Source organism: Actinomadura barringtoniae (assembly GCF_017573505.1).
In the GTDB taxonomy this organism is placed as follows: Bacteria; Actinomycetota; Actinomycetes; order Streptosporangiales; family Streptosporangiaceae; genus Spirillospora; species Spirillospora barringtoniae.
Genome location: NZ_JAGEOJ010000008.1, coordinates 367,220 through 384,108, shown reverse-complemented (window position 1 = coordinate 384,108; position 16,889 = coordinate 367,220). Strand labels below are relative to the sequence as shown.

Annotated in this window: 14 protein-coding genes; 3 read left to right on the top strand and 11 right to left on the bottom strand. The window is 69.4% G+C overall.

The window, feature by feature from the left end:
* Positions 1-85: 85 nt before the first annotated feature.
* Positions 86-736, bottom strand: a complete 651-nt coding sequence (locus J4573_RS21640; RefSeq protein ID WP_208257592.1) for a TetR/AcrR family transcriptional regulator — start codon at positions 734-736, stop codon at positions 86-88.
* Positions 737-806: 70 nt separating this feature from the next.
* Between J4573_RS21640 and J4573_RS21635 the strand changes: the two genes are divergently transcribed.
* Positions 807-2,303, top strand: a complete 1,497-nt coding sequence (locus J4573_RS21635; protein WP_208257591.1) for a serine hydrolase domain-containing protein — start codon at positions 807-809, stop codon at positions 2,301-2,303.
* Positions 2,304-2,859: 556 nt separating this feature from the next.
* On the opposite strand, the gene J4573_RS21630 is transcribed toward J4573_RS21635, so the two are convergent.
* Positions 2,860-4,140: a cytochrome P450 gene (locus tag J4573_RS21630; RefSeq protein ID WP_208257590.1), complete on the bottom strand. Its 1,281-nt coding sequence runs from the start codon at positions 4,138-4,140 to the stop codon at positions 2,860-2,862.
* A 31-nt stretch (positions 4,141-4,171) separates the two neighbouring features.
* Positions 4,172-5,437: a cytochrome P450 family protein gene (locus tag J4573_RS21625; protein ID WP_208257589.1), complete on the bottom strand. Its 1,266-nt coding sequence runs from the start codon at positions 5,435-5,437 to the stop codon at positions 4,172-4,174.
* Between the two features lie 408 nt (positions 5,438-5,845).
* Here J4573_RS21625 and J4573_RS21620 point away from each other — a divergent pair, with 408 nt between their 5' ends.
* Entirely contained in the window at positions 5,846-6,880 is a 1,035-nt protein-coding gene (locus J4573_RS21620; protein WP_208257588.1) for a methyltransferase, read from the top strand.
* 191 nt (positions 6,881-7,071) lie between these two features.
* On the opposite strand, the gene J4573_RS21615 is transcribed toward J4573_RS21620, so the two are convergent.
* The 3 genes from J4573_RS21615 to J4573_RS55435 all read right to left on the bottom strand — a co-directional run bounded on the left by J4573_RS21615 (position 7,072) and on the right by J4573_RS55435 (position 10,179).
* A complete protein-coding gene (locus J4573_RS21615) occupies positions 7,072-7,731 on the bottom strand; it encodes a signal protein (protein WP_208257587.1) in 660 nt (219 codons plus the stop codon).
* Between the two features lie 115 nt (positions 7,732-7,846).
* A complete protein-coding gene (locus J4573_RS21610) occupies positions 7,847-9,499 on the bottom strand; it encodes a hypothetical protein (protein WP_208257586.1) in 1,653 nt (550 codons plus the stop codon).
* A 413-nt stretch (positions 9,500-9,912) separates the two neighbouring features.
* On the bottom strand, positions 9,913-10,179 hold the full coding sequence (locus tag J4573_RS55435) for a hypothetical protein (RefSeq protein ID WP_208257585.1): 267 nt from the start codon (positions 10,177-10,179) through the stop codon (positions 9,913-9,915).
* A 616-nt stretch (positions 10,180-10,795) separates the two neighbouring features.
* Here J4573_RS55435 and J4573_RS21600 point away from each other — a divergent pair.
* The gene (locus J4573_RS21600; RefSeq protein WP_208257584.1) at positions 10,796-11,311 is read left to right on the top strand and encodes an anthrone oxygenase family protein; all 516 of its coding nucleotides are present in this window, start codon (positions 10,796-10,798) and stop codon (positions 11,309-11,311) included.
* Here J4573_RS21600 and J4573_RS21595 read toward each other — a convergent pair.
* The 5 genes from J4573_RS21595 to J4573_RS21575 form a co-directional block, all read right to left on the bottom strand.
* Positions 11,289-12,140: an SDR family NAD(P)-dependent oxidoreductase gene (locus J4573_RS21595; protein WP_208257583.1), complete on the bottom strand. Its 852-nt coding sequence runs from the start codon at positions 12,138-12,140 to the stop codon at positions 11,289-11,291. The genes J4573_RS21600 and J4573_RS21595 overlap by 23 nt on opposite strands.
* Before the next feature lie 991 nt (positions 12,141-13,131).
* Positions 13,132-14,394, bottom strand: coding sequence for an HNH endonuclease signature motif containing protein (locus J4573_RS21590; RefSeq protein WP_208257582.1), 1,263 nt, complete (start codon positions 14,392-14,394; stop codon positions 13,132-13,134).
* 475 nt (positions 14,395-14,869) lie between these two features.
* Positions 14,870-15,748, bottom strand: a complete 879-nt coding sequence (locus J4573_RS21585; protein WP_208257581.1) for a polysaccharide deacetylase family protein — start codon at positions 15,746-15,748, stop codon at positions 14,870-14,872.
* A 34-nt stretch (positions 15,749-15,782) separates the two neighbouring features.
* Complete coding sequence (locus J4573_RS21580) at positions 15,783-15,980, bottom strand: DUF397 domain-containing protein (protein WP_208257580.1); 198 nt, start codon at positions 15,978-15,980, stop codon at positions 15,783-15,785.
* Complete coding sequence (locus J4573_RS21575) at positions 15,977-16,828, bottom strand: helix-turn-helix domain-containing protein (protein ID WP_208257579.1); 852 nt, start codon at positions 16,826-16,828, stop codon at positions 15,977-15,979. Before J4573_RS21575 ends, J4573_RS21580 begins: the two co-directional genes overlap by 4 nt.
* Positions 16,829-16,889 lie beyond the last annotated feature (61 nt).

The window sequence follows — 16,889 nt, the reverse complement described above, 5'->3', positions numbered from 1 at the left end:
CGCGGCCTCGCGTTCACCACGACCCGGGTTCGGCACGACTCGGGTTCGGCACGGCCCGGGTTCGGCACGGCCTGCGTTCGGCTCGCTAGGCGGGGTCGTGCTGCACGTCGCGCTGTTGTGGCTGGCGGGGGATGAGCATGGTGAGGGCGTGTTCGGTGTAGCGGGTGGCCAGCTCGAGGAGTTCGTGGGTCTTCTGGGGTGGCGCTTGGAAGGCCTGCTGGACTCCGGCGATGGCGGTGCCCACGGTGAGGGCGGCGACTGCGTGCAGGTCGTCGTCGGGCTTGTGGCCTAGTGCGGTGAGCTCGGCGCGGATGAGTTCGGCGATCTTCGTGGTGATCGTGGTGATGAGCTCGGTGACCGCGGCCAGGTGGCCTTCGGCTTCGGTGGTGAAGATCAGCCGGAACCCGTCGGGGTTGTCCTCGGCGTAGTCGAAGATCGCGGCCATCGCCGTGTGGATCTGCTCGTGGGCCGGCCGGCCGGCGGCCTGGTCGTAGGCGTTGAACAACCACGCCTGGAGACGGTTTAGCTCGCGCCGTAGGGCCGCGAGGTAGATGGCGTGCTTCGACCGGAAATGCGCATACAGGGTCGGCTTCGTGCACCTGGCGGCGTCGGCGATCTGCTCCATGCTCGCTGCAGTGACCCCGACCTGGGCGAACACCGCACGGGCGCCGTCGAGCAACTGGTCATCGCTAGGGCGTGCTCCCCGGCTCAGGCGCGGTGCGGGTTCAGAACTCACGGTTGTCATCCTCTCGCACCTCTGTTTAACTCCGAGTTAAACATGCCGGAGAGCACAGTGGAGGGTCGTGATGGTGGCACGCCGGGGCGCGCAACGGCTGGTGCGGGCGATGCTGATACCGACCGCGCTGGTGTTGGCGGCGGTGTCGACGCCAGCCATGGCGAACGTCGCGCCGGGGACCCTCGCGACGGCGAACGCTGCGACGGCGATCCCCGCGATGGCGAACGCCGCGATGGCGAACGCCGGGGCCGGGGCCGGGGCCGCGAGCCGGCCTGTGCAGGCGTGTGGGATGCCGGCCGCGGGCAAGGGCCCGGGGCGGGCGGAGCCGTCAGCGATGGGGTTCGATCCGGGCCGGCTCGCCAAGGCGGTCGCGTTCGCCGACAGCCGGCTGCGGTTGAACGTGCAGGTGTACCGGCACAACTGCCTGGTGGCGGAGGGATCGCGGAACGCGGTGACCGGCACGGTGCCGTGGAACATCTGGAGCGCGACGAAGAGCGTCGTGTCGATGCTGGCCGGGATCGCCGTCTCGGACGGGAGGCTCGACCCCAACGCCCCGATCGGACGCTACCTGCCTGCGGGGCAAGGGGACGCGGCGCATCGGGCGATCACCGTACGGGACCTGCTGACCGAGACCTCGGGGCTGAAGCAGTCGATCGTGAGCGAGGCCGTGCCGAGCCTGGTCGGGGCCGATCCGGACATCGTCGCCCAGACCCTCGCGCTGCCGATCGTGCACCGGCCGGGGACGTACTTCGAGTACAGCCAGCGCACCCCCGACCTGCTCGCCTACATCGTGCAGCGCGCGGTCGGCCAGGACCTGCAGACCTTCGCCCAGCGACGTTTGTTCGGCCCCATCGGGATTCCGGCCAGTGACTACTTCTGGCTCCGGGACCGGTCCGGGCACACCTACGGGCACGCCAACCTCTATCTGCCGCCGAACGCGTTCGCCCGGCTGGGCACGCTCATGCTCAACAACGGCCGATGGAACGCGACGCAGCTCATCGCCCCCGGCTACGTGCGGCAGGTTTCGAAGCCCACGAAAACGAACCCGTGCTATGGCTACCTGTTCTGGACCAACCACGCCCCGTGCGTCGGTCCCTCGATCCCATCGAGGAAGACCTTTGCCGCTCCGCCGCTGCAAGGCATGCCGTCCGACAGCTACGCCATGGTCGGGTTCCTGCAGCAGAACAACTTCCTGATCCCCAGCCTCGGCATCCAGGTCACCTGGACCGGGGTGCTCGGGGACGCTTCCCTCGACCCGCAGACCCTGATCTCGGCCAGCCCGAGCAGCGAGCTCTACTACAACTTCATGCGCCTGCTCGGCCGCGCCATCACCACGCCGCATGTCCCCGATCCCGGCCCCTACCGTCAGACCTTCAACCTCGACGTTCGCCCCGACGAGTTCGCCGACCCCGCCATCCTGCTCGGCACTCTCGGCATCGGCCCCGACGCGCCACGGGACTGCAACATCTTGTTCTGCCACGGCACCGTCCCCCTGCACGGCACCGCCCAGAACGTCGAAGCCATCCTTCGAGCACTCCTGGCCCGCATCACCCGCCAACCACACTGAAGCAGGCCCCGACTCGCCGGGGGCCAGGCAGACACCGGCGCGGGCAGGCATGGCCGGTGCGGGCACAGGCCCGGGCGGGCACCGGCCCGGGCATGCACGGCCCGGGCGGGACAGGCCCGGGCAGGCGTCGGCCTGGGTAGGCGCGGCCCGTGCGGGCACAGGCCTGGGCCAGCGTCGGCGCGGACAGGCGTCGGCCTGGGCAGGCACCGGCCCGGGCATGCACGGCCCGGGTAGGCGCGGCCCGTGCGGGCACAGGCCTGGGCCAGCGTCGGCGCGGACAGGCGTCGGCCTGGGCAGGCACCGGCCCGGGCATGCACGGCCCGGGTAGGCGCGGCCCGTGCGGGCACAGGCCTGGGCCAGCGTCGGCCCGGGCAGGCGTCGGCCTGGGTAGGCGCGGCGCGGGCGGGCATCGGCCTGGGCGGGCAACGGCGCGGGTGGGCGTCGGCCCGGGTAGGCATCGGCCTGGGTAGGCGCGGCCCGGACAGGCATCGGCCCGGACAGGCGTCGGCCCGGGTAGGCGCGGCCTGGGCGGGCACTGGCCTGGGCGGGCCGTGGGCTAGGCGGGTTGTGTGGGTTCTTGCGGGCGGGGGGTGAGGGTTACGGGGAGGCGTTCGAAGCCGCGGAGCATGTAGATGGGGCGGCGGGCGGCTTCGCCGGATCGTTCGATGTCGTAGCGGGTCACCAGGAAGTGCAGGAAGACCTCTGCCTCCAGGCGGGTGAGGTGGGCGCCCAGGCAGAAGTGGAGGCCGGACGCGAAGGCTAGGTGCGAGCCCTGGTCGCGGCCGAGGTCCAGTCGTTCTGGATGGTCGAAGCGTTCCGGGTCGTGGTTGGCGGCGGCGAAGAGGGGGAGGACCATCCGGCCCGGTTCTAGGTCGGCGCCGGCCAGGGTGACCGGTTCCAGCACGGTCCGCACGGTGAACTGGACGGGCGGGTCGAAGCGGAGCAGTTCCTCGATCGCGAGGGGGATCAGTTCGGGGTGCTCGCGGAGCCTGCGGAACTGCCCGGGATCGTTCAGGAGCGCGTTCAGGCCGTTGCCGAGCAGGTTGGTGGTGGTCTCGAAACCGGCGATGAACAGCAGGATCGCCGTGGAGATCATCTCCTGGTCGTCCAGCGCGTCGTCTTCGCGTGAGGCGACCAGGCGGCTGAGCATGTCGTCGGCCGGGTGGGCGCGCTTGTCGGTCAGCAGCGCCGAGAAGTAGCCGATGAGGTCGCGTCCGGCCCGTTCACCGGACAGCACGCATTCCTGATCCGCCGTGGGTGCCAGCGCGGCGACCAGCGCGTGCACCTTCGGGGTGAAGGCCATCCGGTCGGCCTCGGGGATTCCCAGCAGGTCGGAGATGACGTTGACGGGCAGCGGCAGGGCCACGGTGGTGATGAAGTCGCCGCCGGGTTCGGCGGCCAGCGCCTCCAGCAGCGTGCCGGTGCGGCCGGTCACCGCGGGGCGCAGGTCCTGGACGTGGCGGGTGTTGAACGCGGAGCTGACCAGCCGCCGCAACCGGGTGTGGTCGGGTGGATTGGCGAAGAGCATGCTGCTGCTGAACAGCTCCACGAGCGTCACCGAGCGGTTCAGCGGGGTGTCGGAGATCTTGGGGTCGAAGACCTGGTCGTCCTTGCCCAGGGCGCGGTGGCGCAGCGCGTGCTCGCAGTCGTCGAACCTGCTCAGTGCCAGGGTCCCGTCGGAGGTCAGCAGCGCGGGCGCCTGTTCGCGCACGTGCCGGTAGCCCTCGTACGGCTCGTCACCGAGCGGGTCGAGCATGATCTGGTACAGGAGCCGTTCGGCGTCGGGGTCGGTGCGGGCCGCCGTGGTGCCGGGGGCGGGTGGTGGGCTCGGAGACATCGGCCGCTCCTTCCGCATGGACGGGTCATGGTCACGACCGCGCGGGCGTCAGGCTGACGGGCAGGGCGCGGTGGCCGTTGGAGATGAACGAGTCGAGCGGCTGGAGTTCGTCCGGCTTCACGGCGAGCGCCAGGTCGGGGAACCGAGTGAACAGGGCGGGCAGCGCGATGGCCGCCTCCAGCCTGGCGAGCGGCGCGCCGAGGCAGTAGTGGACGCCGTAGCCGAACGCCATGTGCTCCTTGTCGGCGCGGGTGACGTCGAAGAGGCCGGCGTCGTCGCCGTGGGTGCCGGTGTCGCGTCCGGCCGCCGCGTAGCAGGCCAGGATCGCCTCGCCCTTGCCGAGCGTGACGCCGTCCTCCAGCTCGATGTCCTCGACGGCGAAGCGCAGTGGCAGGTTGGCGATCGGCGGCTCGGCGCGCAGCGTCTCCTCGATGACGTCGTCCCAGGTGGCCCGTCCCGCCTGGACCAGGGCGCGCTGGTCGGGACGGGTGAGCATGGCGTGGATCGCGTTGTCGAGGAGGTTGACGGTCGTCTCGTGCCCCGCGCTGAGGAACAGTACGAGGGTGTCGACCAGTTCCTCCTCCGAGAGGGGCGAGCCCTCGTCGCGGGCGGCGATCAGCGCCGAGGACAGGTCGTCGGCGGGACGCGCCCGCTTGTCCTGGACGAGGCCGCGCAGGATCTCCTGCATCCGCGGGAACGCCGCGGCGGCCTCCTCCGGCCCGGCCGTGGTACGGAAGAACACGTCGACGCAGCGGCGTATCTCCTCGCGGGCGCCCGGGTCATCGACCCCGAACAGCTCGCAGATCACTCTGATCGGCAGGGGGTAGGCGTAACGGTCGCGCAGATCCACCGGCTCGCCGGGCGAAGCGGCGGCGCCGAGCTCGAGCTCGAGTTCGAGTTCGTCGAGCAGGTCGGCGACGATCGCCTCGACGCGGGGGCGCATGGCGGCGGTGCGGCGCACGGTGAACGCGCTGGAGACCAGGCGCCGCAGCCGCCGGTGGTCATCGCCGTAGGCGGTGAGCATGTTGCGCACCGCCACCCAGGCGAACAGCGGCCAGCCCGGACCGACCTCCCCGTTGATCAGGGACGGCCAGTGCAGGTAGGCGTCCTTGGAGACACGGTCGTCGGTCAGCAGCAGCCGCAGCAGTTCGGGGCTGCTCACCGCCCACGCCTCCACGCCGCCGGGCAGCGTGACGCGCGCCGCGGGCCCCCGCGCGCGGATCCGGGCCGCGTCGCCCTGCACGTCACGGCCGGTGGGGTCGATCACGAACGGACCGTCGTCTTCGGGAGTGCGCATCAACTCTCCTGGAGTGTTCGCTGGACGATCTCGAACGACCGGCGGGTCGCCCAGGCCGGGGCGCCGCCCGGCGGTCGTCCGCACCGGTGCGAGCCCCCATGTGCGCCAGTACTTCACGCGACCACATGACTCGTCCATACGGTCCGCCTGACAGATCGTGTCCACAAGAGGTCCGAGACGATCCGGCCGGGCTCCCGTTCCTCCGGCCAGGCTCCCGTTCTTCCGTCCGGGCTCCTGTCCCTCCGGCCGGGCTCCCCGTCCTTCCGTCCGGCTCCCCGGTCGTTCCGGCCGGGCTCGTCCTTCCGGCCAGGCTCTCGTCCTCAAGGTGGCCGTCCGAGACCGGCCCTGGCAGGCGCCTGGGTGCCGGTGTTACATGGAGCCGTCCGCCCCATCGGAAGGACGACTGCGATGCGCGCCGAGAACGGTCCGGTACCCGTCGGTCCGAGTGCCAGGGAGGCGACGTCCTGGCTCATCGACCAGGCACTCGGTTTCGTCTTCCCCGCCGCGCTCCGTGCGGTGGCCGTCCTGGGCGTGGCCGACCGGCTGGCCGGCGGGCCGCTCCCGGTGGCCGAACTGGCCGAGCGGGCCGGTGTCCACGAGGGGAACGTCCTGCGGGTGCTGCGCGTCCTGGCCACCCGGGGCGTTGTCGAGGAGTTGGACGACGGGCGCTTCCGCCTCACCGAGCTCGGACAGCCCCTGCGCTCCGACGCCCCGCTGCCGGCCGGTCCCGCCATCCTGATGCTCACCGACCGCTCGCTGTGGCAGCCCTGCGGCGAACTGGAAGCCTGCCTGCGGCAGGGCGGGCCGGTCTTCGACGAGCTGTTCGGCATGCCGTTCTTCCAGTACTTCGCGCAGGAAGAACGCACCGCGACCGCGTTCCACAACGGCATGGCCGCCTTCTCCGACCAGGAGAACGAGCCGATCGCCGCCGCCTACGACTTCCCCGAGGCCGGGACCGTGGTGGACATCGGCGGCGGCCGGGGCGGCTTCCTGCTGGAGGTCCTGCGCCGCCGCCCCGGCCTGCACGGAGTGCTGCTCGACGAGCCGCACGTCGTGACCGACCACCGCCTGGACGTCGACGAGGTCAAGGGCCGCTGGGAGGTGACGCCCGGCGACTTCTTCACCGAGGTCCCCACCGCGGACGTCCATATGCTCAAGCGCATCCTGCACGACTGGGACGACGAGCGGTGCGTGGACATTCTGCGCACCTCCCGCCGCTCCCTGGCCCCCGGCGGACGCGTCCTGGTGATCGACGCGGTCATTCCCAGCGGCAACGCTCCCCACCAGGCCAAAGCCCTGGACGTGCTGCTGATGGCGGCGTTCCCGGGCAGGGAACGCACCCGCGCCGAGTTCGAACGCCTCTTCGCGGCGGCCGGGCTTGCACTGTCTCGGATCGTCCCCACCGGCACGGTCGTATCCGTCGTGGAGGCCCGCCTCGGCTGACCGCGGTCAGAACCTGCCGCCGTCCACGACGACGCGCCGGGCCTCCCGCTGCCGGTGCGGAACAGCCCGCGGATCTGGCCGACGGTTCTGGCCGGCGGATCTGGCCCGCGGTTCTGGCCGGCGGATCTGGCCGGCGGATCTGGCCCGCGGTTCTGGCCGGCGGATCTAGCCCGCGGTTCTGGCCCGCGGATTTAGCCGGCGCTGACGGTGAGCGCGTAGTCGACCATGACCCGGAACCGGCCTGTGCGACCGCGGATACTGATCTTGTGTTTGCCGGGGGTGAGGGGCCTGACCGACGCCCATAGGCCGCACCCATAGCCTCCCAGGCTGCCGGCTCCCGTCGACACCGGGTTGTCGTCGACCGCGTCGAACTCGATCGGCACCGCGTTCCATCGGAGGGTACGGGCCGCCTTGCCGTCCGCCGTGAGCTTGCCGGATGCGCCCTTGAGGAAGGCGGAGCAGTCCTTCTTAGTCTGGCCTACCAGATTGACCAGCGGCGCTACCAAGGTGCGTCCAGCCGGAACAGTGCAGCGACGCTTCGCGGCACCGCCGAACGTGCCAGCAAGGAACCAGATCTGGTCCTTCTGGCCAACGCCGCAATGCTTGCCGGTCCTGTCTTCTACAGGGTTGCGGCCATGTGGCGCAGAGGATGCCCAGGTCCACCACGCACCCTGAACCTCTGCAGGATCAAGCTGTTGCTGCTGTTGCTGCGTCGGCTGGGCGGCGGGGCTGGCGCTCGTGGAAGGCGCGGCACTGCCGGTGGTCGGCGTGGTCGCGTCTGACCCCGAGTTGCCACCGCAGGCACTAGCAAGAAGTACAAGGCAAATAAAAGGCGCAAATCGTCTGATCATCGGCACAGGCTAGCGAGGCAGCGACGGGTCCAAAGGAGGATTGAGGCGCCCTGATTCGCTTGCGCGGTCGTACGGACGACCGCGGATGGACCTGTTTGGGCTCGTGTGGCGGGGGTTAGCTGTTGGCGAAGCGGGCCAGGTTGGTGGAGATGGGCTCGGGCTGGCCGTTGTTCTGGGTGGCGGCGGCGGTCAGGACGTCCAGGTGCTGGTAGCCGGGGGCGGTGATGTCGCCGGGCTGCGGGTCGCTGAAGCCGATGCCGTCGCCGGCCTCCAGGTTGATGGTGGGGTTGGCCTGGATGCCGTCGGTGTGAACGGCGCCGTCGGCGATGCCGGGGGCGGCCGCTAGAGCGATGTCGGTGATGATCTTGGTGGGGAAGTAGTCCTCGGTGAAGTCCAGGGGGTGTTCGGACAGGCTGCGGGCCAGCTCGCCGATGTCGGTCACCTCTTTGGCGGGGCTGGTGAACGGCTGGCCGTCCTTGGACTTGTAGGGGAGTCCCGCGACGTCGTCGTAGTTGCGCCAGGTGTAAAGCGGGCCGTTCGGCTCGTCGGGCATGGCCTTGCGTTCGGTGCCCAGCAAGTTGCGCAGGAACGGCATGCCCGCTTGTGCCAGGTCGTTCGGTACGGGGAAGTCCTTGTCGACCAGCCGCCCGCCGTCGGCGAAACCGACGCTGGACTGGAGGAACGCCAGGGGCTGGGAGTTGTCGTCCATCAGGGCGCCCAGCGCGGCGGCGTTGGTGAAGTGGAAGTCCTTCACGGTGGGTGTGCCCCGGAAGAAGGTGTCCAGGTCCTTGGAGAACAGCAGCCTGTAGGTGGTGTCCAGGTTGAAGCTGGACGGGATGTAGGTCGCCAGGTCCGAGAGACCGGTCGGCTTCACGCGGGCGGCCAGGCCCGCGACCGCCAGGAGGTTCATGGTCTCGGTGTTGATGACTGCCGGGGCCGAGAGCGTGCGGGGCACGATCCCGGAGTCCATGCCGGTTCGTACGGCATCGGCGCCCGCCTTGATCAGCGGGATCAGGTCGGTCGGGACCTGTCCGCCGAGACCGGCGAGACTCGCCTGGACGCGGGTGTCGAGCGCGAAGTAGCCGCCGCACTGGTTGTATCCGGCGTCGGAGGTGGTGGCGGGGTTCCCATCGAAGTCCCACTCGGCGAAGTAGCCGGTCAGGATGCCGCCCAGGGAGTGCCCGCCGCAGAGCACCTTCTGCTTGCGCAGGGCCTGGCTGGGCAGCTCTGTCTTCATCAGGTCGTACTGGTCGCGAACGGTCTGCGCCAGTCCGACGTTCTGCAGCCACTTCACCTGGTCGTTGCTCTGGTATCCGGCGAACGTGTGCCCGCCGACCTCCTTGTGCCGGTAGTAGTAGTCGACTGCGACATGGGGATCGTCGGCCGCGAGACCTGCCTGAACGCCGGAGTTGTCCTCAAGACAGTTCGATCGGCGGTCCAGCGCCCAGAGCTCGATGTGCTTGCCGCTCTTGGCGGCTGCGGCGATCGTGTTGCGGGCGACCGAGTCGAAGGCGCCCGCGCCCTCCAGTACGCCGGGCTGGGCGATGAGGATCCGGTCGGCCTGGGCGGACGCGGCGGGACCGTCCTTGTGCCGGAAGCGCAGGTAACTCAGCCAGTCGCAGGCCTCCGGATGCGGCCCGACGGACGCGGGCAGCGGAACGTGCACCCGTACGGCCGACTCAACGACCTCGGTGACCGGCGAGGTGGAGGCGACCGGCGTCTCGACCCGGTCCTCCGCGAGGGCGGTGCGCGCCGGGCCCGCACTCATAGACGCAGCCAGGGCTGCGGCAAGGACGGCGGCTGTACGTGATGGACGACCCATCGATCCTCCTCGATATGAGCCAGGCAAGTTAAGCCAAGACCAGCACCCGGCCCAAGCCCGGACCCAGTCCCGCACCAGCGCCAGTCCCGCGCCGTACCCAGGCCAGCGCCGTACCCAGGCCAGCGCCGTACCCAGGCCAGGGCCAGCGCCAGGGCCAGCGCCAGGGCCAGCGCCAGGGCCAGCGCCTGATCCAGCGCCCGCGCCTTGCCCGGGCCCGCGCCTGAGCCAGGGCCCGCGCCTGAGCCAGGGCCAGCTCCCAGTCCAGTGCGAGCACTGGCACCTGCGCCAAGGCCGCGCCAGACCCGCGCCATGCGCGGCGAACAGCGCGGCCAGGACCATCCCCACGGCCGAACCGGCGTTCATACCGCCGCCGAACAGGATCGACCCCGCACGCAGACCAGGACCAGCGCTGGACCACGCGCGAGCGCCGGCGCTTGGGCCAGCGCCTGAGCCAGGACCAGGGCCAGGGCCTGAGCCAGGGCCTGAGCTAGGGCCGGCTCCCGGTCCAGCGCGAGCACTGGCACCTGCGCCAAGGCCAGCGCGCAGACCGGGACCAGCGCCGGACCACGCGCGAGCGCCTGCGCCTGGGCCAGGGCCAGGGCCGGCTCCCGGTCCAGCGCGAGCACTGGCACCTGCGCCAAGGCCAGCGCGCAGACCGGGACCAGCGCCGGACCACGCGCGAGCGCCTGCGCCTGGGCCAGCGCCCGCGCTTGGATCGGGCCGGCACTGGCACCTGCGCCAAGGCCAGCGCCAAGACCAGCGCCAGAGCGCGGACCCGAGCCGCCGTCGGCGCGTGAGCCAGGGCCAGCGCCAGTGCCACGACCAGTGCAGGCACCCGAGCCGAGCCAGGGCCGACACCCGAGCCAGGGCCGACACCCGAGCCAGTGCAGGCACCCGAGCCAGTGCAGGCACCCGAGCCAGTGCAGGCACCTGAGCCAGGGTCGACATCCGAGCCAGGGCCACGGCCCGGTCCGCACCTGGGTCAGAGCCCTGGCCTGGGCGTGAGCCTTGGCGTTGGGTTAGATGCCAGGTACGGGGCCGAACCGGTTACCGCGATCGACGTCACGGTAGGCGCATCGAGCGTTGCGTTCTCTAAAGCAAGCAGTTGATTGTCCGAGCACTTCTTGTCAGGTGGGTCACAAATGCCGCCGCCCCGCCGTCATACCAGTAGGCCGTCATACCAGTAGGGGGCCGGGCAGATGCTGGAGTGGTGAACGTCCGAGTCCCACGGGAGCGTGCGCGATGACGAACACCAGGCTGGTCGCGATCACTCGATGGGTGAGCCTGCTCGGTGGCGGTGTGCTCTCTGGGATCGCTCTCACGGTTCTCGTCCTGGAACTGGCGATGCGCCGGCTCGGCGGTCCGGCGTACGTCCAGGTCAGACAGGCGGAGTATGGCTATCTCACGTGGTTCATCAGTGCCGTCTTCGTTCCCACGCTCATCGCCGTGGTGATGCTGGTCGTGATCGCCCGCAGGACGGGCAGCCCAGCGTTCCGGCCCGCTGTGGTCGCGCTTGTGCTCCTGGTGCTTGCCCTCCTCATCACGGTCGTGGTGAACGGTCCCATCAACTTCGAGCAGATCGACTGGAACGCCAGGACCCCTCCGCCGGACTGGGCCGAGGTCCGTGACCGCTGGCAGATCGCCCATGCCATCCGGACCGTTCTGATCGCCATCGCTTCCGGCTTCCTCTGCGTCGCAGTCCTCGGCCGCCCGTTCGCGCGCCCGCCCGTCACCGTCAGCCGGTCGGTTCCTGGATGAACGGGAGCACCGTGCGGTACTGGACGAGCTCGCCGTACGGCCGGCGCGTGCCGACCGGCAGCGTCGCGAGCCAGAGCACATCAACGGCGGCCTGATCGGGTGATAGGGCCTCGGTCATGTCGTCGAACCAGGGACGGGAGGCCGCGGTGTCCACCAGGCCCGGGCAGGCGGCGTTGATGATGATGTCGCGCCACGCCGCCTCCTCGGCCATGTCACGGGCCATCACCCTGACGGCGGCGACCTGACCGACCTTGGACGGCGGATTGATCCAGTCGGGCCAGCCCTCGTCGGTCGCCCGGCCCGCCTCCACCGCGTCCACGTACGCGTCCATCACCTTGGCGACATCGGCCTGGGTCATGTGTTCGGTGTTGAAGCGCTGATGCAGCCGCGGATCCAGGCTCGCCAACGTGCCGAACGAACTGGCCACCACGACGAAGCGCGCCCCGTCGCGGAGCCGCGGACCGAACGCCTCGATCATGCGACGTGTGCCGTGGTTGTTGGTGTCGACGAAGTCCCGGACCTGATCGGCGTTCGGAACGCCCGGCGAGATCCGCGCGGCCGCATTCGAGATGACGATGTCCACGCCGCCGTGCCGTTCCGCCAAACGATCGGCGCACTGCCGCACCGAAGCGTCGTCCCGCACGTTCAGCAACTCCAGTCGAGGCGACGATCCTTCGCCTTCCAACTCCCGTACGGCCTGCTCACCGCGCCCCCGGTCGCGCGCCGCAAGGTAGACGACGCCGTTCTCGCCCAGCTCCCGGCAGAGCCCGCGAACCAAGGCCAGGCCCAGCCCTTGGTTGCCGCCCGTCACGATCGCAACCTTCCCCATGCCCGCCCCTTACGCCCGATTCCATGCCCTTGGGGCCAAGATCGTTTCAGGCGGGCAGTGGCCTGTCGAGAAGACCGCTGGTCACGACTGGTCACGAGGGGAGCGGACGTTGGTGCTTCTGAGGTTGGCTGCGTCATGCGCGGGCCGGAGCAGGAGTCCGTGGACCGCTTGGGTGAGGTCGCGTGGCTGAGGTTCGCGTTTCGCGCGGGTTGGGTGGCAGCGGTTGCCCCTTCTGTTGCGGTCGCTGCCCGGCTGGCGGGTGGGGTGTTGGTTGAAGGCCGAAAAGCTCGGCGACGCGGAAGGCGGGGGCGGGGCTGGGGGTGCGCTGGTCGGCTGCGGGTCACCACGGGGTTGGGGTTCGTGCTTGGTAGTGCGCTCCGCGTGGGATCTGCGGCAGCGGTCGCCCCTTCCGTTGCGATTGGGTGTCCGGCTACCGGGTGGGTGTTGGTTGAAGGCCGAAAAGCTCAGCGACGAGGAAGGAAGGGGCAGGGCGGGGGTTGCTGGTCGGGTGCGGGTCGGCGCGGGGTTGGGGTTCGTGCTTGGTGGCGCGCTTCGCGCGGGATCTGCGGCAGCGGTTGCCCTTTCGGTTGCGGTTGTTGCCCGGCTGGGGGTGGGTGTTGGCTGAAGGCCGAAGTGTTCGGTGGTGAGGAAGGTGGGGTCGGGGTCGGGGTCGGGGTCGGGGGTTGCTGGTCGGGTGCGGGTCGGCGCGGGGTTGGGGTTGGTGCTTGGTGGCGGGCTTCGCGCGGATTGGGCGGCAGCGGTCTCCCCTTCCGTGGCGGTCGCTGCCCGGCCGGGGGTGGGTGATGGCTGAAGGCCGAAAAGCTCAGCGACGAGCAAGGAGGGGTGCTGGCTGGGGTGTGCTGGTCGGGTGCGGGTGGTCACGTGGCTGGGGTTCATGCCTTTGGGCCGCGCTTCGCGCGGGAAGGCGCCGGGGGAAGGGGCGCGCGTGGGCGTGCCTGTAGCCCGGAGTGGGTGAGGCTCCGGGCCTTGGTCAGGCGGCTAGGGGGTGGTCGTCGTGCCAGGGGTTGGCGTCGTGTTCGGGGGTCGATCTTCGAGCTCGTGCGATCCCGTCGGGCGCCAGGGTCCGGTAGACGAATCGGCCGTCGGTTTTGCTGATCTGTATCTGTTGGGGGTTGGTGTGTTTCCAGCGGTTGTGCCAGCCGCAGCAGAGGGTGAGTTTGTCGATGTCGGTGGGGCTGCCGAGTGCCCAGCCGTCGACGTGGTCGACTTCGCAGAGGAAGCCGGGGACTTCGCAGCCGTGGACGGCGCAGGTGTCGTAGAGGGTTTCGAGGACGCGGCGTTGGCCGGAGTTGGCGATTCGGATGGTGTGGCCGAGGTAGAGGGGGATGTGTCCGGGGCCGAGGATCAGGGGTGAGATTCCGGCGGTCAGCGCTAGGCGGCGGACTTGTTCGGCGGGGATTGGGGTGCCGTCGCGGAGTCGTCCGGGGGTGTCGGCGCCGGTGAGGGTCTCTAGGTCGGCGATGACGGTGACGCGGGTGGCTCCGTGGCCTCCGGCGAGCACGGTGGTGAGGGCGGCGGCGGTCCGCTCAGCCAAGTCTCGGTAGTCGTCAGTTCCGGCGGGTTTGGCGAGGGGCGCGAGGGTGCCGTCGAGGATGGCGGTGTCTTCGGGGTTGAGCCAGCCCTTGAGGTAGCAGCCCCCATCCAGCGACCGGCTGACGGTCACCCAGGAGCGCTCATAGCCGCGCTGGATGTCCTCGGGTGGCCTCTCTTCGCCGTTGTGCTCGCGGACCAGGTCGTGGATCTTGCCGCCCAGTTTGGCGACCTTCCCGGCCGACAGGCCTTCGCCTGCGGCGGTGAGGAGGATGTCCTCGGCGACGGCGGTGTCGTCGTCGCCCAGGCGCTGCACGGCGTCGGCGATGGTGGCGGCGTAGCCGAAGGACAAGTCACCGGCGGCCAGGTCTTTGCGGACGCGGCCGAGGCGGTGGAGTTGGCGGGCGAGAGTGATGCGTTCCTTGGCGCGGCCTTCGCGCATGCCCATCCGGCAGCGCAGCCAGGCCTGGGTGGAGGGCAGGCCCCAGTGCTTCATCTCGCCGGTCCGGTCGACCACGGCGATCAGCCCGGCCAGCGCATGCTCGGCCTGGTCAGTGGCTCTGGCCAGTGCCTCGGCCAGCTCCATGCAGGCGGTGCCAGATTCGGGCGCGGCCCGGTTGGCGAGTTCGGAGAATATGACGGATGCCGCTTCCACCAGCTGCCGGGTGGAAGCGGATGCGGGGTCCGCCACGATCGAACTCATACCGTTACTTTACCATCACAGTGCGTCAATGTGATGATCGAATAGAAAATATTCGAAGATTCTTTCGATGGCGTCTTTTCTGTGTGAAGCGCGGCTCCACGGGCTTGTGGCTCAGCCACGTGAGGTCCGCGCCCGACCAGCCCATCCGGGCCCGGCTCCTTCCTTCGTCGTCGCTGAGCTTTTCGGCCTTCAACCAGCTTCAACCCGTAGACGGGCGGGAAGCCGAGCGGAAGGGGTGATCGTAGCCGCATCCCGCGCGAAGCGCGCTAAGGGTTCGAACATCAGCCACCGCGAAACCCGCACTCGAACACCAACGTCCAGCCACCCGCCCACTCTTTTCGTCGCCGAGCTTTTGGTCTGTAGCCATCACTCAACCCGCAGGCGGGCACCAGATCTCAGCGGAAGGGGCGACCGATGCCGCCCGGTGGTGAGCGGTTAGCTGATCAACAAAGGCCGGCGGCCGTCGTGGCCACGGCTACGGGCGTTCCTGGAGCGTGCGCTTGTAGTGGTCGGCGATCTCGTCGCTGGTGGTCAGCCAGACGTCCGGCTGCGCGGCGACGAACTCCAGCGCCTGGTCCAGGTACTTGGCGCGGAACGGCTGGCCGGTCACGAACGGGTGCAGGGCCAGGGCCATCACGCGGCCGCTGTGCTCGGAGTCGTCGCGCAGCTGCTCGTACTGGTCCTTGACGATCTGAACGAAATCCGGGCCGGTGGTGCCCTTGGAGAAGAGGCCCAGGTCGTTCAGCTCGACGGTGTAGGGGACGCTGAACATTCCGGGCACGTTGAGGGCGTACGGCTGGTCGTCGTTCGTCCAGTCCAGGATGTAGCTCAGGCCTTGCTCGGCGAGGAGGGCCGGGGTGTTGAAGGTCTCGGTGAGGCCGGGGCCCATCCAGCCATTAGGGCGCTGGCCGGTCGCGTCGGTGATGGTGCCGACGATGTCGGTGAGTACGGCGCGCTCTTCGTCCTCGGACATGTCGGCGTGCAGGATCGAGTTGGTACGGCCGTGCGCCAGCCAGGCCCAATCGCGCTCCACACCGGCCTTGATGATCTGCGGGTAGTGCTTGGCGGCGTCGGAGTTGAGGAGCGCGCTCGCCCGGATGCCGTGCCGGTCCAGGCTCTGGATCGTTCGCCAGATGCCGACGCGGGGGCCGTAGTCGCGCCAGCCGTAGTTGAGCGCGTCCGGGACCAACTCCGCCGTGCCGGGCCAAATGCTGGTGGACGGGCGATCAACGAGGAAGTGCTCAATGTTGAGGCCGACGTAGAACGCGACCTTGGCGCCGCCAGGCCACGTGAGCTGCGGGCGGTCGGTGATGGGGCTGTAGTCGAAGAGTTGGTTCTCAGCGGTGTTCGTCATGCCGCCAAGGTAGAACCTCACACCAATGTCAGATTCAAGCCCGAGACTTGATGCCGCTCAGAAAGGCGCGCCAGGCAGGACCGGAGAGGGAGAGCCTGGGGCCGTCCGGGTCCATGGAGTCGCGCACGGCGATGCGGTGATCCTGCTGTGCCACCTCGACGCACGTGGCTTGCTCTGCGTCGCTGTGGGTGCTCTTTCGCCAGGCGGAGTGGGAAGGGTCCGGTCTGGTCATAGTTGTGACGCTACCTCCTCGATCATGATTCGGGAATCATGAGGAGATAGAGCGACCGGGACGGTTTGTCGGAAGGCAACGTGGAAGCGGTCGATCTCCTCCGCGTCCTCTATGGAGATCCGCTTTGTGAGTCGATCGACCAGCACAACGCTGAGCGTGGATGGGGCACCGACCTCCACGATCGCAAACGTTCCGTTGTGCGTGACAGCAGCCGCGCTGGAGAAGGAAAGGACTTGGATGGTGACGTGCTCGTCGCGTGACCGGTCGAGCAAGTGTTGAAGCTGGTCGCTCATGACGCCTGGCTCGCTGCGAACACGGCGAAGTGCGGCTTCATCGATGATCACGTGCAGCTGTGGAGGGGCGGGTGAACGCAGGACCCGCTGCCGCGCCATTCGGAAACCCACATAGCGTTCGGCCCGACGCGGATCGTTCTCAAACAGGCTCGCACGCATGATGGAACGCGTGTATTCCTCCGTCTGCAGCAGCCCTGGGATGCTTTGCGTGTAGATACCCGACAGCCTGCTTGCGGAGTTCTCCAGGGACACGTAGTCGCGGTCATCCAACGAGGTGATGTCCCTGAACTCGTTCCACCAGCCGGTTTGCTGCTCCTGCTTGGTGAGGGTCAGCAGGGTGGCGCGGAGGCCGGGGTCGACCTCGTAGCTGTCCAGGATGAAGTTCAGGTCGCGGGGGCGGAGTAGCTGGCCGCCGTTCTCAATGATGCTGAGGGACGAGGCCGAGCGTTCAACGTGCCGACTGGCGGCGGCGAGGGAGTATCCGGCCTCCTCGCGCACTGCGCGCAGCGCTTTGCCGATCGCTCGGCGGCGAACGGTCGAGCCGTGTTCCGACATGTGAGCAGATTGTCACGCTACGGAGTCGACTCGCCACACAATCCTCAGAGAATGAAAATCC

Excerpts from the sequence above, each read along its gene's own strand:
- J4573_RS21635 (WP_208257591.1), top strand. The coding sequence starts at position 807 with ATGGTGGCACGCCGGGGCGCGCAACGGCTGGTGCGGGCGATGCTGATA.
- J4573_RS21630 (WP_208257590.1), bottom strand. The coding sequence starts at position 4,140 with ATGTCTCCGAGCCCACCACCCGCCCCCGGCACCACGGCGGCCCGCACC.
- J4573_RS21625 (WP_208257589.1), bottom strand. The coding sequence starts at position 5,437 with ATGCGCACTCCCGAAGACGACGGTCCGTTCGTGATCGACCCCACCGGC.
- J4573_RS21620 (WP_208257588.1), top strand. The coding sequence starts at position 5,846 with ATGCGCGCCGAGAACGGTCCGGTACCCGTCGGTCCGAGTGCCAGGGAG.
- J4573_RS21615 (WP_208257587.1), bottom strand. The coding sequence starts at position 7,731 with ATGATCAGACGATTTGCGCCTTTTATTTGCCTTGTACTTCTTGCTAGT.
- J4573_RS21610 (WP_208257586.1), bottom strand. The coding sequence starts at position 9,499 with ATGAGTGCGGGCCCGGCGCGCACCGCCCTCGCGGAGGACCGGGTCGAG.
- J4573_RS21600 (WP_208257584.1), top strand. The coding sequence starts at position 10,796 with ATGACGAACACCAGGCTGGTCGCGATCACTCGATGGGTGAGCCTGCTC.
- J4573_RS21595 (WP_208257583.1), bottom strand. The coding sequence starts at position 12,140 with ATGGGGAAGGTTGCGATCGTGACGGGCGGCAACCAAGGGCTGGGCCTG.
- J4573_RS21590 (WP_208257582.1), bottom strand. The coding sequence starts at position 14,394 with ATGAGTTCGATCGTGGCGGACCCCGCATCCGCTTCCACCCGGCAGCTG.
- J4573_RS21585 (WP_208257581.1), bottom strand. The coding sequence starts at position 15,748 with ATGACGAACACCGCTGAGAACCAACTCTTCGACTACAGCCCCATCACC.
- J4573_RS21580 (WP_208257580.1), bottom strand. The coding sequence starts at position 15,980 with ATGACCAGACCGGACCCTTCCCACTCCGCCTGGCGAAAGAGCACCCAC.
- J4573_RS21575 (WP_208257579.1), bottom strand. The coding sequence starts at position 16,828 with ATGTCGGAACACGGCTCGACCGTTCGCCGCCGAGCGATCGGCAAAGCG.